The sequence below is a fragment of the Bacillus sp. 5B6 genome (assembly GCF_000259405.1).
GTDB classification, from domain to species: Bacteria; Bacillota; Bacilli; order Bacillales; family Bacillaceae; genus Bacillus; species Bacillus velezensis.
This window is the reverse complement of the sequence record NZ_AJST01000001.1, coordinates 1,472,759-1,487,515: the sequence shown is the minus strand read 5'-3', so window position 1 is coordinate 1,487,515 and position 14,757 is coordinate 1,472,759. Positions and strand designations below refer to the sequence as shown.

12 protein-coding genes are annotated in these 14,757 nt (G+C 46.9%); all 12 read right to left on the bottom strand.

The genetic code is table 11. From position 1 onward, the window contains the following. Positions 1 to 78: 78 nt before the first annotated feature. Complete coding sequence (gene ribF, locus MY7_RS07250; RefSeq protein ID WP_007611467.1) at positions 79 to 1,020, bottom strand: bifunctional riboflavin kinase/FAD synthetase; 942 nt, start codon at positions 1,018 to 1,020, stop codon at positions 79 to 81. 19 nt (positions 1,021 to 1,039) lie between these two features. Continuing rightward, a complete protein-coding gene (gene truB / locus MY7_RS07245; protein ID WP_007611464.1) occupies positions 1,040 to 1,969 on the bottom strand; it encodes a tRNA pseudouridine(55) synthase TruB in 930 nt (309 codons plus the stop codon). A gap of 84 nt (positions 1,970 to 2,053) precedes the next feature. Next, on the bottom strand, positions 2,054 to 2,407 hold the full coding sequence (gene rbfA, locus MY7_RS07240; protein ID WP_003154185.1) for a 30S ribosome-binding factor RbfA: 354 nt from the start codon (positions 2,405 to 2,407) through the stop codon (positions 2,054 to 2,056). Between the two features lie 16 nt (positions 2,408 to 2,423). Continuing rightward, the gene (locus tag MY7_RS07235) at positions 2,424 to 2,702 is read right to left on the bottom strand and encodes a DUF503 domain-containing protein (protein WP_003154188.1); all 279 of its coding nucleotides are present in this window, start codon (positions 2,700 to 2,702) and stop codon (positions 2,424 to 2,426) included. Continuing rightward, positions 2,699 to 4,849 (bottom strand): translation initiation factor IF-2, encoded by a 2,151-nt coding sequence (gene infB, locus MY7_RS07230; protein WP_007611462.1) that lies wholly within the window; start codon positions 4,847 to 4,849, stop codon positions 2,699 to 2,701. The genes MY7_RS07235 and infB overlap by 4 nt, the downstream gene beginning before the upstream one ends. A 19-nt stretch (positions 4,850 to 4,868) precedes the next feature. Continuing rightward, the gene (locus tag MY7_RS07225) at positions 4,869 to 5,171 is read right to left on the bottom strand and encodes a YlxQ family RNA-binding protein (protein WP_003154192.1); all 303 of its coding nucleotides are present in this window, start codon (positions 5,169 to 5,171) and stop codon (positions 4,869 to 4,871) included. A 1-nt stretch (position 5,172) separates the two neighbouring features. Further along, positions 5,173 to 5,448, bottom strand: coding sequence for a glucose-induced regulator RulR (gene rulR / locus MY7_RS07220; protein ID WP_003154193.1), 276 nt, complete (start codon positions 5,446 to 5,448; stop codon positions 5,173 to 5,175). Positions 5,449 to 5,461: 13 nt separating this feature from the next. Then, positions 5,462 to 6,583 (bottom strand): transcription termination factor NusA, encoded by a 1,122-nt coding sequence (gene nusA / locus MY7_RS07215; RefSeq protein ID WP_003154195.1) that lies wholly within the window; start codon positions 6,581 to 6,583, stop codon positions 5,462 to 5,464. A gap of 39 nt (positions 6,584 to 6,622) precedes the next feature. Further along, positions 6,623 to 7,093, bottom strand: a complete 471-nt coding sequence (gene rimP / locus MY7_RS07210; RefSeq protein WP_007409801.1) for a ribosome maturation factor RimP — start codon at positions 7,091 to 7,093, stop codon at positions 6,623 to 6,625. Positions 7,094 to 7,332: 239 nt separating this feature from the next. Continuing rightward, positions 7,333 to 11,646, bottom strand: coding sequence for a PolC-type DNA polymerase III (locus MY7_RS07205; RefSeq protein ID WP_007611461.1), 4,314 nt, complete (start codon positions 11,644 to 11,646; stop codon positions 7,333 to 7,335). Between the two features lie 111 nt (positions 11,647 to 11,757). Beyond that, complete coding sequence (gene proS / locus MY7_RS07200) at positions 11,758 to 13,452, bottom strand: proline--tRNA ligase (RefSeq protein ID WP_007611460.1); 1,695 nt, start codon at positions 13,450 to 13,452, stop codon at positions 11,758 to 11,760. A gap of 31 nt (positions 13,453 to 13,483) precedes the next feature. After that, positions 13,484 to 14,752 (bottom strand): RIP metalloprotease RseP, encoded by a 1,269-nt coding sequence (rseP, locus tag MY7_RS07195; RefSeq protein ID WP_007611459.1) that lies wholly within the window; start codon positions 14,750 to 14,752, stop codon positions 13,484 to 13,486. Between the last annotated feature and the right edge of the window lie 5 nt (positions 14,753 to 14,757).

The window sequence follows — 14,757 nt, the reverse complement described above, 5'->3', positions numbered from 1 at the left end:
GAAACATATGATACTAAAAATCGCGCCCATATGCAAATCTTTTAGAAGAAAATTTGTGTACTTTTGATGTTTTTTCCGTTATTTGCTGAAAAAACGGATCGCTTCTTGTTTGTCTTTCCCGATCTGAGCCGTCAGTTCATCGATGCCGTTAAACTTCCGTTCGCTTCGGATTCGTTTGTACCACTCGATTTTAACGTCTTCTCCGTATACATCCTGTTGAAAATTAAACAAATGTACTTCAATTGACGGCTGATCGGGACGCTTTTCATAAAAGGTCGGTTTGTAGCCGATGTTGCAGACGCCTTCATACACCTCGCCTTTTATTTCGGCTTTCACTGCATACACGCCTGTCGGCGGCACGATATAGCTGTTGTGCAGGCCGACATTCGCGGTCGGAAAACCGATGGTGCGGCCTCTTTTGTCTCCGTGAATCACAGTGCCCCGGATAAAATACGGCTGGCCGAGAAGAGTGTGCGCAAGTTCAACGTCACCATCCTGCAGCGCTGACCGGATATAAGTGGAGCTGATCTTTCTGTCCTGCTCGGTCTGTTTCTCGACAGTCGTGCATCCGGCCTTGCCGTTTAAATCGTCCGGCAGCGTCTCCATCGTGCCTTTTCCGTATTTTCCGTACGTAAAATCGAAGCCTCCCACAGCGTGCCGCGCGTTTAACCCTAAAATATACTCCTCGGCAAACTGTTTTGGAGACAGAGACGCAAACGCTTCATCAAACTTTACGACATACAGCACATCAGCGCCTAAACGCCCGATCTGGCTGATTTTATCTTCAAGCGGCGTAATCAGATCCTTTGGCTCTTTGTCCCTGCCCAACACATGGGAAGGGTGGGGATGAAACGTCATAACGGCCAGCGACAGGCCTTTTTCTTCGGCAATTTGTCTGGCTGTTCCGATTACTTTCCGGTGTCCCAAATGAACGCCGTCAAAGTAGCCGAGCGCCATGACAGACGCCGGCTGCTCTTCTTTTTGTAAATGATGCGGATGAGAAATATGTATCGTCTTCACAGAACGGTCACCTTTTTTCTTATTGTTCGCTTTTTTGCATGAGAACTTTAGCCGGTTTCAGCAGTCCTTTTTTTGAAGGATGCGGCATATAAATGGCCACACATTCTCCGTCTTCAGTACAGACCGCTATACGGGCGTCAGCTGTCATTGCAGAAAATTCCGCCGGGATGTCAAACACCGACCCGTTTTCAGCTTTCTTAGCTAATGTATCACTTATGACCCATTTCGGCAAATGATTGAGCGCTCTTTCAATCGGCACGGCATGCTCTGCAACCGTGCCGTCTGAAACCTGCTGTTCAAGTTCCTCAAACGTGAAACACTCATCAAGACTGAAATCGCCGGAAGCGGTGCGGATGAGATGCGACATATGCGCGGGATAGCCGAGTTTTTCACCGATTGTCACCGCCAATGTTCTCACGTAAGTGCCCTTTGAGCACGTGACTGTAAAGCGGAATGATGCTGTGTCTTCGTTATAAGTGACAGGGGAAGTGAGCGCGATATCTTCGATCGTGATATTCCGCTTCGGCCGCTCCACTTCAATACCCGCCCTGGCGTATTCATAGAGCTTTTTTCCGTTGACCTTTACAGCGGAATACATCGGCGGCACTTGCTCCTGCGGTCCCTTCAGTTCGTCTAAAACGGCTTTGATATCCGCTTCTTTCAGCGGCTCCTTGACAGGTTTTACGCTGACCGTTTCTCCCGTCTGGTCTTCGGTCGATGTGGAGAAGCCGAGAGTGATCTCAGCATCGTACGTTTTTGACTTGTCGGTGACGTACTCAACAATCTTTGTGGCCCGTCCGACACAGATCGGCAGTACGCCTGACACTTCCGGATCAAGCGTTCCCGTATGTCCGACTTTCTTTGTTTTTAACAGTTTTCTTATTTTCATTACACAGTCGTGAGAAGTCATGCCGACCGGCTTATGTAAAAGGAGAACTCCGTTAACCATCTGTCTTTCGCTCCTTTGTTATCAATTGTATCCCGTAAAACGCAGAAAAGAGGACAGACGACACTCGCCCATCCTCTTTCCTTGTTATTCAGACGGTTTATCTGAATGCAGTTCGTGAATCAATGTTTCAATACGATTGCCGTACTCAATTGATTCATCAAATTCAAATTCAAGCTCAGGCGTTTTGCGGAGTCTGATTCGGCTGCCGATTTCGGAACGGATAAATCCTTTCGCTTTCTCAAGCCCTTTCAGCGCCTCCTCTTTCTTTTTCTCTCCGCCGAGAACGGAGATATACACCTTCGCTATTTGTAAATCACCTGAAACACGTACGTCTGTTACAGTGAGAAATCCGATTCTCGGGTCTTTCAGCTTTCGGCTGATAATATCCCCGAGCTCTTTTTTCATCTGCTCGCCGACACGGTTTGCTCTCATACTCAATTCAATCACCTCTAAGTTAAAACCACTCTGTTCTAGTGATCGTCCGTTCTATTTCGGGAAAGGAGTCAATAAACGCGAGTACGCGCTGGATCTCCTTTTCCGCCTGAACGTGAGAGGAGGAGACGACGGCGATTCCGAAGCTGGTCCGCTGCCAAGTGTCCTGATAGCCGATTTCTGCAGCCGACACGTTGAACTTATTCTGAACCCTCGTTATAATCCGCTTCAGAACGGCTCGTTTCTCCTTTAATGATCCCGCATCATAAATGATGCATTCACATTCCGCAAATCCGATCACTTTCTTTCGATTTCCTGCATGACATACGCTTCAATGATGTCGCCTTCGCGAATGTCATTGTATTTCTTAATTGTAATACCACATTCATATCCTTGTGAAACTTCTTTCACATCATCTTTGAAGCGTTTCAGAACGTCTACTTCCCCTTCGAAGATGACCACGCCGTCACGGATCAGGCGGAGTCCGCTGTCACGTGTAATGTGGCCGTCTGTTACATATCCGCCGGCAATCGTGCCGATTTTCGACACTTTGAATGTTTGGCGCACTTCAACCTGACCGATGACTTTTTCTTCGTATTCAGGATCAAGCATTCCTTTCATCGCCGCTTCAATTTCTTCGATGACTTTGTAAATGATACGGTGAAGACGGATATCTACATTTTCAGCTTCAGCCGTGCTCTTAGCATTTCCGTCTGGGCGCACATTAAACCCGATAACGATTGCATTTGAAGCAGATGCGAGAATGATGTCTGATTCCGTAATCGCACCGACGCCTGTGTGAATGATTTTCACTTTTACGCCTTCTACTTCAATTTTTTGGAGAGCGGCTGTTAACGCTTCGGCTGAACCTTGAACGTCAGCTTTTACGATTAAATTGATGTCTTTGACATCGCCTTGTTTAATTTGTTCAAACAGATCATCGAGGCTCAGCTTCGCTTTGTCGCTGCGCTGTTCTTCCAGTTGCTTGGAAGCACGTGCTTCACCGACAGAACGGGCTGTTTTTTCGTCTTTAAAGACGAGGAATTGATCGCCAGCCTGCGGTACGTCGTTTAAGCCCGTGATTTCTACAGGTGTGGACGGTCCGGCTGTTTTCACGCGGCGGCCGAGATCATTGACCATGGCCCGCACGCGGCCGAATGTATTTCCGACAACGATCGGATCTCCGACATTCAATGTTCCCGTTTGAACGAGAAGCGTCGCGACAGATCCTCTTCCTTTATCGAGCTCAGCTTCAATAACCGTTCCTTTTGCCTGACGGTTCGGATTGGCTTTCAGCTCTTCCACTTCACTGACAAGCAGAATCATTTCGACAAGCTCGTCAATTCCCTTGCCTGTAAGAGCGGACAGAGGAACGAAAATCGTTTCTCCTCCCCATGCTTCAGGAACGAGTCCGTATTCAGTCAGCTCCTGCATGACACGGTCAGGGTTCGCGCTTTCTTTATCCACTTTATTCACGGCAACGATAATCGGAACCTCAGCCGCTTTCGCATGGTTGATGGCTTCGACTGTTTGCGGCATAACGCCGTCATCAGCCGCTACGACTAAAATGGTAATATCAGTTACTTCCGCACCGCGCGCACGCATTGTTGTGAACGCCGCGTGTCCCGGAGTATCTAAGAACGTGATTTTTTTGCCGTTTTCTTCGATCTGGTAAGCCCCGATATGCTGGGTGATTCCGCCGGCTTCACCTTCAACAACTTTTGTTTTTCTGATGCTGTCAAGGAGGGTCGTTTTCCCGTGGTCAACGTGGCCCATGATCGTCACGACAGGCGGACGGATTTGAAGATCTTCTTCTTTGTCAGCCTCTTCATATTTTTCAAGCTCAGTTTCTTCAAGCACAATCACTTCTTCTGTTTCCACACCGTATTCAGATGCGATCAGTTCGATTGTGTCTTTGTCAAGCTCCTGGTTAATGGTAGCCATTACGCCAAGAAGCATCAGTTTTTTAATGAGTTCAGACGGTTCTTTGCCAAGTTCTTCGGCTAAGGCCCCGACTGTTAAAGAGCCGGAAAACGTAATTTTCTCAGGAAGCTCTTTTTTCGGTTTCAGCGGTTTTTGCTGATACTGATTTTTGTTGTTATGATTGCGTTTGTTTTTGTTTTTGTTGTTGTTGTTATTCTTCTTGTTTTTGTTAAATTGATTATTCTGCACGTCATTCTTCTTTCCGTCTCGAATTTTGTTTGGTTGATTCCCAGCAGGCTGCTGATTAATCCCTTGCGGCTTGTTTTTGTTCGTTTCCGCAGGCTTCTGAGATGTAACGCCGGCGCCGCCTTTTTTAAATTTCGCATCAAGCTGCTTAATGGTCTTTTCTTCAAGCATTGCCATATGGTTATTTACTACTATATCCATGTTTTTCAGCGCAGTCAAAATTTCCTTGCTTGAAACATTGATGGCTTTTGCATATTCGTAAACTCTCATTTTAGCCATTCGTTCACCCCCAAAAATATTAATCGAGCAAGCTGATCAGCTTATTCGCAAAACCTTGGTCAGTGACGGCGACAACGACACGTGATTCCTTGCCGATAGAGCGGCCGAGATCCGCGCGGCTTTCGACTTTTTTATAAGGCACTTTATAATAATTGCATTTATCGGATACTTTTTTTGCAGTATTCGCAGATGCATCTTCTGTCAGCAGAACAAGTTTTGCACGCGCATTTCTAATTTCTTTTATAACCAAGTCCTCGCCCGACACGACCTTACGAGCTCGATTGGCCAGACCCAGCAAGGGAAACCATTCCATTCCAGACATGTTATTTTTTCACCTTTTCCGCCAGTTCCAGCAATTCTTCGAAAATCTGGTCATCGATTTGTGATTGAAATTGATTTTGCAATGTGTTTTTCTTTTTCGCAGCTAAGATGCATTCTTTCTCAAGGGTGATATAGGCACCCCGCCCGTTCTTCTTTCCGGTCGGATCGACTGAAATCTCTCCTTCTTTAGAACGGACAATTCGGATCAGTTCCTTTTTAGGCTTCATTTCCCCCGTTACCACGCATTTGCGCAGAGGAATTTTTTTTCGCTTATTCACCTAAAGTCACCTCTTATTCATCCGATTCGGCTGTTTCAGGCTCCATAAAGAGCGGCTCTAAATCGTCATCTTCTTCATGCTCTCTCGGATAGATGCCAAGGTCTCTTGCATCCGTTTCACTTTTGATATCGATTTTCCAGCCTGTCAGTTTCGCGGCTAAGCGGGCGTTTTGCCCTCTTTTTCCGATTGCCAGAGAAAGCTGGTAATCAGGAACGATGACAGTCGTGGCTTTTTCTTCTTCGCTGACGATGACATCCAGCACTTTAGACGGGCTGAGCGCATTGGCAACAAATTCAACCGGATCATCAGACCAGTTAACGATATCAATTTTTTCGCCCTTCAGTTCATTGACGATCGCCTGCACGCGCTGGCCTTTAGGACCGACGCATGAACCGACCGGATCAACGTCAGGGTCATCAGTGCGGACGGAGATTTTAGAGCGGTCGCCCGCTTCTCTGGCAACGGATTTCAGTTCGACCGTTCCGTCATAAATTTCCGGCACTTCGATTTCAAAAAGACGCTTCAACAGACCAGGATGCGTTCTTGATACATAGATCTGCGGCCCTTTTGTCGTTTTTTCGACTTTTGTGATAAATACTTTAATCCGATCGTGCGGTTTATAGCTCTCATTCGGCATTTGTTCATTGACGGGCAGCAGCGCTTCAATCTTGCCGAGAGACACGTAAATAAACTTGCTGTCTAAGCGCTGTACAATTCCCGTCATGATGTCTTCTTCACGATCGATAAATTCTGAGTAAATCACGCCGCGCTCAGCTTCACGGACACGCTGCGTCACCACTTGTTTCGCCGTCTGCGCAGCAATGCGGCCGAAGTCTTTCGGCGTTACTTCTATTTCAACGACATCTCCGACAAGGTAGTTCGGATGGATGTGTTGGGCGTCGTCAAGCGAGATTTCAAGTCTTGAATCGTATACCTCGTCTACGACATCCTTTCTTGCGAACACGCGGATCGTGCCCGTCTCACGGTTCAGATCGACCCGTACGTTTTGCGCCTGGTTAAAATTTCGCTTGTACGCGGAAATTAAGGCAGCTTCAATTGCTTCGATGATAATGTCTTTACTGATGCCTTTTTCTTTTTCAAGAATAGTGAGAGCATCTAATAGTTCACTGCTCATGTTAGCGGTCTCCCCCCTTAAACACTAATACTTCATTCATTAAAATGTTACAGCTAATCTTGCGTTAGCTATTTTTTCATACGGAATATTGACCCGTTTCTTTCTTGTTTTGACCGTCATCTCTATTGTAACAGTTTGTCCATCGAATTCAGCCAATTTGCCTTCAAACACTTTTAAACCGTCAATCGGTTCGTACGTTTTCATGTACACATTTTTGCCCAGTGATTTTTCGAAGTCGGCTTTTTTCTTTAATGGACGCTCGGCTCCAGGAGAAGATACTTCAAGAAAGTAGTTCTGGGTGATCGGATCGGCCTCATCCAGCTTTTCGCTTAACGCTTCGCTGACTTTGGCGCACTCCTCAATATCAACACCGTTCTCGGAATCAATAAACACGCGAAGGAACCAGTTTTGACCCTCTTTGACAAATTCAATGTCTACGAGTTCAAGCTGAAGGTCATCCAGTATGGGCTGAGCCATTTCTTGAACGGTATCAGTCACTTTTTTGCTCATGTTTTTCCTCCTTGTGCTGTCGATATCATATCAGCCGTTCCTCTGCATAAAAACCCTGCTTCAAAAGAGCAGGGGCATTGAGAAAACGATGGACATGTCGAGGCAAAATTGCCTGTTCAATACAAAAGAGCGGGTTTCCCCACTCTTTGCCTCGGTAATCGTTAGCATTTCCAATAAAACTATACCATAACCATATATTTAATGCAAATCAAACTCCGCTCGGAGGCTGTTCACAAAGCTTAAAACAGAGACAGCTGATTTTGGTCCGGAAGCGACTCAAGACAGCCGTGACGGTCTAAATACTCTAAAATGGTTTTTGACACTTTTCCGCGTTTTTGGAGATCCTCTTTTGAAAGGAATTCCCCTTCTTTCCGCGCTTTCACAATATTGAGAGCGGCGTTGGTTCCAAGTCCCGGAATTGAGTTGAACGGCGGGATGAGACTGTTGCCGTCAATGATAAATTCCGAAGCGCTCGAACGGTATAGATCGACCTTCTGGAAGGAATAGCCGCGCTCACACATTTCAAGCGCAAGCTCTAACACGGTAAGGAGGTTTTTCTCCTTCGGCGAAGCATCAAGCCCTTTAGAACTGATATCATCCATCACCGCTCTGATGGCGGTCGAGCCTTTAATCATTGTATCAATGTCAAAGTCATCTGCGCGGACGGTAAAATACGCAGCATAATATAAAAGCGCGTGATGCACTTTAAAATAGGCAATCCGCACCGCCATCAGCACGTATGCGGCGGCGTGGGCTTTCGGGAACATGTATTTGATTTTTTTGCATGAATCAATATACCAGTTCGGCACATTGTTCTTTTTCATTTCTTCTTCCCATTCCGGCGTCAGGCCTTTGCCTTTACGGACGAATTCCATGATTTTAAAGGCCAGTGAAGGCTCAAGGCCCTGATAGATCAAGTAAACCATAATGTCATCACGGCAGCCGATCACTTCGCTCAGTTCACACGTATTGTTGTGTATCAGTTCCTGCGCATTGCCGAGCCATACGTCCGTTCCGTGAGAAAGCCCGGAAATCTGGACAAGCTCGGAGAACGTCGTCGGCTTCGTATCCTCAAGCATCTGCCGCACAAATCGCGTCCCGAATTCAGGAATGCCGAGCGTCCCCGTTTTACAGCCGATCTGCTCTTCAGTAACGCCGAGCGATTCTGTGCCTTGGAAAATCTTCATAACTTCCGGATCATCTGTCGGAATCGTCTTCGGATCAATTCCGCTTAAATCCTGGAGCATCCGGATAACGGTCGGATCATCGTGCCCTAATATATCAAGCTTCAGCAGGTTGTCATGAATGGAGTGGAAGTCAAAATGAGTCGTTTTCCATTCAGACCCCGTCGCATCTGCCGGGAATTGTATCGGTGAAAAATCGTAAATATCCATGTAATCCGGGACAACGATAATCCCCCCCGGATGCTGGCCGGTCGTTCTCTTAACGCCGGTACAGCCTTGCACCAGACGGTCGATCTCCGCGCCGCGCATGTGTAGGTTGTGATCACCCGCATAGCCTTTCACATATCCGTAAGCCGTCTTTTCCGCGACGGTGCCGATCGTTCCCGCGCGATACACGTTATCTTCACCGAACAATACTTTCGTGTAGTTATGGGCATGGGGCTGGTACTCACCTGAGAAGTTCAAGTCGATATCGGGTACTTTGTCACCTTTAAAGCCTAAGAACGTTTCAAACGGGATATCATGTCCGTCCTTTTTCAAAGGGGTGCCGCAAGACGGGCAGCTTTTATCCGGAAGGTCAAAACCGGAACCGACTGATCCGTCATTAAAGAATTCGGAATATCGGCAGCTCGGACACACGTAGTGCGGAGCGAGCGGGTTCACTTCAGTGATTTCCGTTAAGGTCGCCACAAGCGATGAACCGACGGACCCCCGGGAGCCGACGAGATAACCGTCATCCAGAGACCGTTTTACAAGCTTATGAGAGATGAGATAAATAACGGCGAATCCATGACCGATAATACTTTTTAATTCTTTTTCTATTCTCGCTTCCACAATTTCGGGAAGCTCTTCACCGTAAATGCTTCTGGCGCGCTGATAGCTCATTTCACGGATTTCTTCATCGGCCCCGTCAATTTTCGGCGTGTACAGATCGTCTTTGATCGGTTTGATCTCATCGATCATCGAAGCGACTTTCTGCGTATTGTCAACCACGATTTCTTTCGCTTTTTCCGCACCGAGGAAGGAGAAAGCCTCCAGCATTTCATCTGTCGTTCTGAAGTGCACTTTAGGCAGTTCGTGTCTGTTTAACGGGTTGGCGCCGCCTTGGGAAGATATTAAGATCTTCCGGTAAATTTTATCCTCATCGTTTAAATAGTGGACATTTCCCGTAGCCACGACCGGCTTATTCAATTTTTCTCCGAGCTTTGTAATGTTGGCGATGATTTCTTTCAGCGCTTTTTCATCCCGGACGAGCTCAAGCTGCAGAAGGTGTCTGTATACTTCCGGCGGCTGCACTTCAAGATAATCATAGAAGGATGCGATATCTTCAACCTCTTCAGGAGATTTTTGCATCATGCCTTCAAAGACCTCACCCCTGTCACAGGCAGAGCCGATTAACAGACCTTCTCTGTATTTATTAAGCTGCGACCTCGGAATGCGCGGCACTCTGTAGAAATATTGAATATGAGAAATGGACACGAGCTTAAACAGATTTTTAAGGCCGGTCTCATTTACGGCAAGCAATGTAGCGTGATAAGGTCTTGATCTCTGATAAGCATTGGATTGTCCCATATTCTCATTCAGCTGATCATGATAAAAAATGTCTTTTTCAGCGGCATCTTTGAGCATTTTCAACAGCAGGTAGCCCGTTGCTTCAGCGTCAAAGACCGCTCGGTGATGCTGGGTTAATTCGATATCAAACTTCTTACATAACGTATTTAAGCGGTGATTTTTAAACTCAGGATACAGGAAACGCGCGAGTTCCAGCGTATCAATGACCGGATTTTTCGCTTTTTCCGTTTTCAAAAGACGCTTGTACGCCACATTTAAAAATCCCATATCAAAGCTGGCGTTATGAGCCACAAGCACGTCATCGCCGATCCATTCTTTAAAATCCCGCACGACGTCAACGACATCGGGAGCGTCGCGGACCATGTCGTCCGTAATCCCGGTAAGCTCTATCGTCGTTGCTGACAGCGGATGGTGCGGATTGGCGAACGCTTCGAATTTATCGATGATTTCTCCGCCTCTTATTTTGACTGCGGCAAGCTCAATGATCGTGTCATACACTGCGGACAGACCTGTCGTTTCAACGTCAAAGACGACGTATGTGTCTTCTTCCAAGAGACGGTGAGCTGGATTGTATGCGATCGGAACGCCGTCATCTACGACATTGGCTTCCATTCCGTAAATCATTTTAATGCCGTGTTTTTTCGCGGCGGAATAGGCATCCGGGAAAGACTGCACAACGGCATGATCAGTTAACGCAATCGCTTCATGTCCCCATTTTTTCGCCTGTTCGACAAGCTTTCCGACGCCCGTTACAGCATCCATTTGGCTCATCGGAGAATGCAGATGAAGCTCAACCCGTTTTTCGCCTTCAGGAGCGGTGTCTTCACGGGTTTTGGCTTTTATTTCATTCACGTCATTTGCAATCATGACGAGGTCTCTGACGAATGTATCGTTTTGAATGCTTCCCCGCGCCTTCACCCACATGCCTTTTTTCAGCGTTTTCATCAAAGCGGCGTCTTCTTTTTCTCTGGCGAACATTTTTACTAAAATGCTGTTTGTATAGTCCGTGATTTTGAAAATGCAGAGCGTGCGTCCGCTTTTCAGCTCGCGTGTTTCAGCATCAAACACAAACCCCTGCACCGTAATTCTTCTTTCTTCATCCATGATGCTGTCAAGCGTCCGGATTTCTTCGTTCTCTTTAATTTGATAGCCGATGACAAGCGGTCCGGACGGTGCCTGATCCTCATCGCCCTCTTTTTCCTTCTTCTCCATCTCGATAAGCGCCTGCATCGCCCGCTCCTGATCTTCAGCAAGCTTTTGCTCTCGGAATTTCTGGACTTCTTGGTCAGATACGAAAATTTCGGTATCCAGCTGAAGTTCCGGAAAGCCGAATTGGCGGTAGCTGTGCTGAATCAGCGCGCTGTATTTATTTTTGAGCGCAGATGCTTCTGTATCTGTTTTTGTTTTCACGATCAGTTTGTTTCCCTTGAGCTTCGGCTTCTGCTGATTCAAAAGAGCCACCATCGGCGGCGAGGTTCCTTCAAGCTCTTCGATACAGCGTGTCCAATAATCCTGTACAAGCTCCTCTGTCACTGTAGGGTCGATGACCTGAACAGACGATGTGACACGGGCGATGTGAGCAAACGATTGTGTTAACCTCATCATGAATGAGTCATATATTTGATACGGCAGAAGAGCCTTAAAGCGAAATTGGAAATGCCAGGCCTTTTCTGCTTTATGGATTGTCAGTTTATCAATCTCTCCGTCTTCAAAGTATGTCATGAAGGTATCATCTGTCATATTAAGCTGCTGCAGAAGAATCTGAAACTGTCTTCTGTTTACTGATAACTGTTCCATTCAGACAGTATCCCTCCCTTAAAACATCATAAGTGAAGGTACCTCCGCAGGTGATGAGGTACCTTCTTTTTTCTCTATTTTAACATGATTTTGTATGATTCGTTATGGTGATTACTTCGTCTTGATAAATTCAGAAAGCTCATCCACTGAAACTTCGGCAGATTCACCGGTTTTGCGGATTTTCACTTCTACGATGCCTTCATCGGCACGTTTTCCGACAGTGATACGGATCGGAAGGCCGATCAGATCAGAATCAGCAAACTTCACGCCTGCGCGTTCAGCGCGGTCATCGTATAATACCTCATAACCTTCCGCCTGGAATTTGCCGTAAAGCTGTTCAGCAAGCTCTTTTTGCGCTTCGTTTTTCATATTCAGCGCCAAAATATGAAGATCATACGGAGCAACGCTTTTCGGCCAGATCAAGCCTTTTTCGTCGTGATGCTGTTCAGCGATGGCTGAAAGCGTTCTGGACACGCCGATTCCGTAACATCCCATCAGCATCGGCTGCGCACGCCCGTTCTCATCAAGGTATGTCGCATTCATCGCTTCAGAGTAACGCGTGCCGAGTTTAAAGACTTGTCCGACCTCAATCCCTTCAGCGAAACGGATCGTGCCTTTTCCGTCAGGTGACGGATCGCCTTCCTGAATGATTCGAAGATCGGCATATGCTTTTACTGACGCGTCACGTTCGATGTTTACGTTTCGGTAATGACGGTCTTTTTCATTCGCGCCGCTAACGGCGTTTACCATTACTTTTACGGCTTGGTCGGCATAAATCTCAATGTCGCCGGCAGCGCCGATCGGCCCCGCAAATCCCGGTTCCGTGCCAAGTTTCTCGGCTACTTCTTCATGAGACGCAAGTTCAACCACTTCCGCGTTCAGAAGGTTTTTCACTTTCACGTCATTGACCTCATGATCGCCTCTTACTAACACGAGAACAAATCGGTCATCCGCTTTAAACAGCATTGATTTGATGCAGGCGCTCGGCTCGATCTGCAAGAACGAAGCGAGCTCTTCAATGCTTTTGACATTCGGCGTATCAATTTTCTCCAATGCCTCGGGTGTTTCATCTGACGGCTCGCTGTTCATGACAACTTCCGCCATTTCCGTATTGGCTGCGTAAGAGGATCCATCGGAATAAGCGATGGTATCTTCCCCTATTTCAGAAAGAGCCATAAATTCATGCGTGTCTTTTCCGCCCATCGCGCCCGAGTCGGCAATAACGGGACGGACGTTTAATTCACAGCGTGCGAAAATGCTGCTGTATGCGCCGTACATGTTTTGGTATGTTTCCTCCAGACTTTCTTCAGAAGCATGGAAAGAATACGCATCTTTCATGATGAATTCGCGTCCGCGCAATAACCCGAAACGCGGGCGTTTTTCATCTCTGAATTTAGACTGGATCTGGTAAAGAGTGAGCGGCAGACGCTTATAAGATTTCACCTCATCGCGCACGAGAGAAGTAATGACTTCTTCATGTGTCGCGCCTAAAGCAAATTCACGGCCGTGGCGGTCTTTCAGACGCATTAATTCAGGCCCGTACGTATACCACCTGCCTGATTCCTGCCATGTTTCAGCCTGCTGAAGGGCCGGCATCAGCATTTCCACCGCGTTGATTTTTTCCATTTCTTCACGCACGATCTTCTGAATGTTTTGAATGACCCTGTAAGCCAGGGGCATGTAACTGTAAACCCCGCTCGTATTTTGTCTGATAAATCCCGCTCTCAGCAGAAGCTTATGGCTTTTTGCTTCAGCATCAGCCGGCACTTCTCTCAGGGTCGGAATAAGCGTCAAACTTTGTCTCATGTCTTCGCACCTCTGATTTTTTACTAGTCAATTATAAGAATAAACGCTGGATATCGTTCCATGTGACAACCAGCATAAGAAGCATTAAGAAAGCTACGCCGATAAATACGACAAATGCTTCCTTGTCACGGTTTATCGGCTTGCCGCGGATTGCTTCAATGAATAAAAACAGCAGCCGCCCGCCGTCAAGCGCCGGTATCGGCAGCAGGTTGACAATTCCCAGGTTGATGCTTAAAAACGCCGCAAACTGGAATAGGTTGATAATACCGGTTTTTGCAACTTGATCCGTCATATCATAAATGCCGACAGGACCCGAAAGCATATCAAGCTTAAACTGGCCTGTCACAAGTTTGCTCAGATTGGTCAGGATCGCTTTTGTGACATCAACGGTAGATGTCGCGCCATAGGCAATCGCTGCAAGCGCGCCTTTTTCAGTCGGCGCATAAGAGCCGAAGCGGCCGATTGTTTTTTTATTTTCATCTTTTACAGCTTCAGGTGTAACCGAGATATGAAACGATTTGCCGTCCCGTTTGACGGCGACATCGATTTTTTTTCCGGGATTTTCTTTTACCGCTGTCACGATGTCTGTCCATGACCTCATTTTTTCCCCGTTAATGCTCTGGATATAGTCGCCTTCTTTTAAACCGGCAGCCGCTGCGCGTCCATTGTCTGTCAGCTTCCCGAGCTCAGGCTGATTCGAAGGCACGCCTTGAATGAATCCAAGCATGACGAGAATGACATACGCTAAGATGAAGTTCATTATCGGACCGGCAGCAATCGCCTTAATCCGCTTCCATACGGGTTTAGACCCGAATTGTCGATTGTAAGGCGCAATCTGCACTTCTTCTCCGTCTACGATAAAAAAGGAGGTCTGACTGACAGTAAAGCCCGCCAGTTCATCTTCTTTCCCCTGCTCGTACCCGGTAATCTTCATTTCGTGCTCAAGATCAGCCGTCTCCACCTCGATAATTAAAGCGTCGGGATATTTTTCCTTTTGATTAATGATGACTTTTTCCACTTCGTCATCTTTATTAAAAAGAAGCCCGACGGTATAACCGGGTTTGACTTCGATCATCTCCGGGTCTTCACCGGCCATGCGGACGAACCCGCCGACCGGAAGGAGTCTGATCGTATACACGGTTTCATTCTTTTTAAATGAAAAGATTTTAGGGCCGAAGCCGATCGCAAATTCACGGCAAAGGATTCCCGCTCTTTGGGCGAGCAATAAATGCCCCAGCTCATGGAAAAAAACGAGCGTTCCGAAAATAATAATAAACGCGATAACTGTATTCACGAACATACCAC

What these genes read in the sequence shown, in the direction of transcription:
- proS (WP_007611460.1), bottom strand. Translation starts at nt 13,452, where the DNA reads ATGAGACAAAGTTTGACGCTTATTCCGACCCTGAGAGAAGTGCCGGCT.
- nusA (WP_003154195.1), bottom strand. Translation starts at nt 6,583, where the DNA reads ATGAGCAGTGAACTATTAGATGCTCTCACTATTCTTGAAAAAGAAAAA.
- MY7_RS07225 (WP_003154192.1), bottom strand. Translation starts at nt 5,171, where the DNA reads ATGTCTGGAATGGAATGGTTTCCCTTGCTGGGTCTGGCCAATCGAGCT.
- rimP (WP_007409801.1), bottom strand. Translation starts at nt 7,093, where the DNA reads ATGAGCAAAAAAGTGACTGATACCGTTCAAGAAATGGCTCAGCCCATA.
- rseP (WP_007611459.1), bottom strand. Translation starts at nt 14,752, where the DNA reads ATGTTCGTGAATACAGTTATCGCGTTTATTATTATTTTCGGAACGCTC.
- truB (WP_007611464.1), bottom strand. Translation starts at nt 1,969, where the DNA reads ATGGTTAACGGAGTTCTCCTTTTACATAAGCCGGTCGGCATGACTTCT.
- infB (WP_007611462.1), bottom strand. Translation starts at nt 4,849, where the DNA reads ATGGCTAAAATGAGAGTTTACGAATATGCAAAAGCCATCAATGTTTCA.
- MY7_RS07205 (WP_007611461.1), bottom strand. Translation starts at nt 11,646, where the DNA reads ATGGAACAGTTATCAGTAAACAGAAGACAGTTTCAGATTCTTCTGCAG.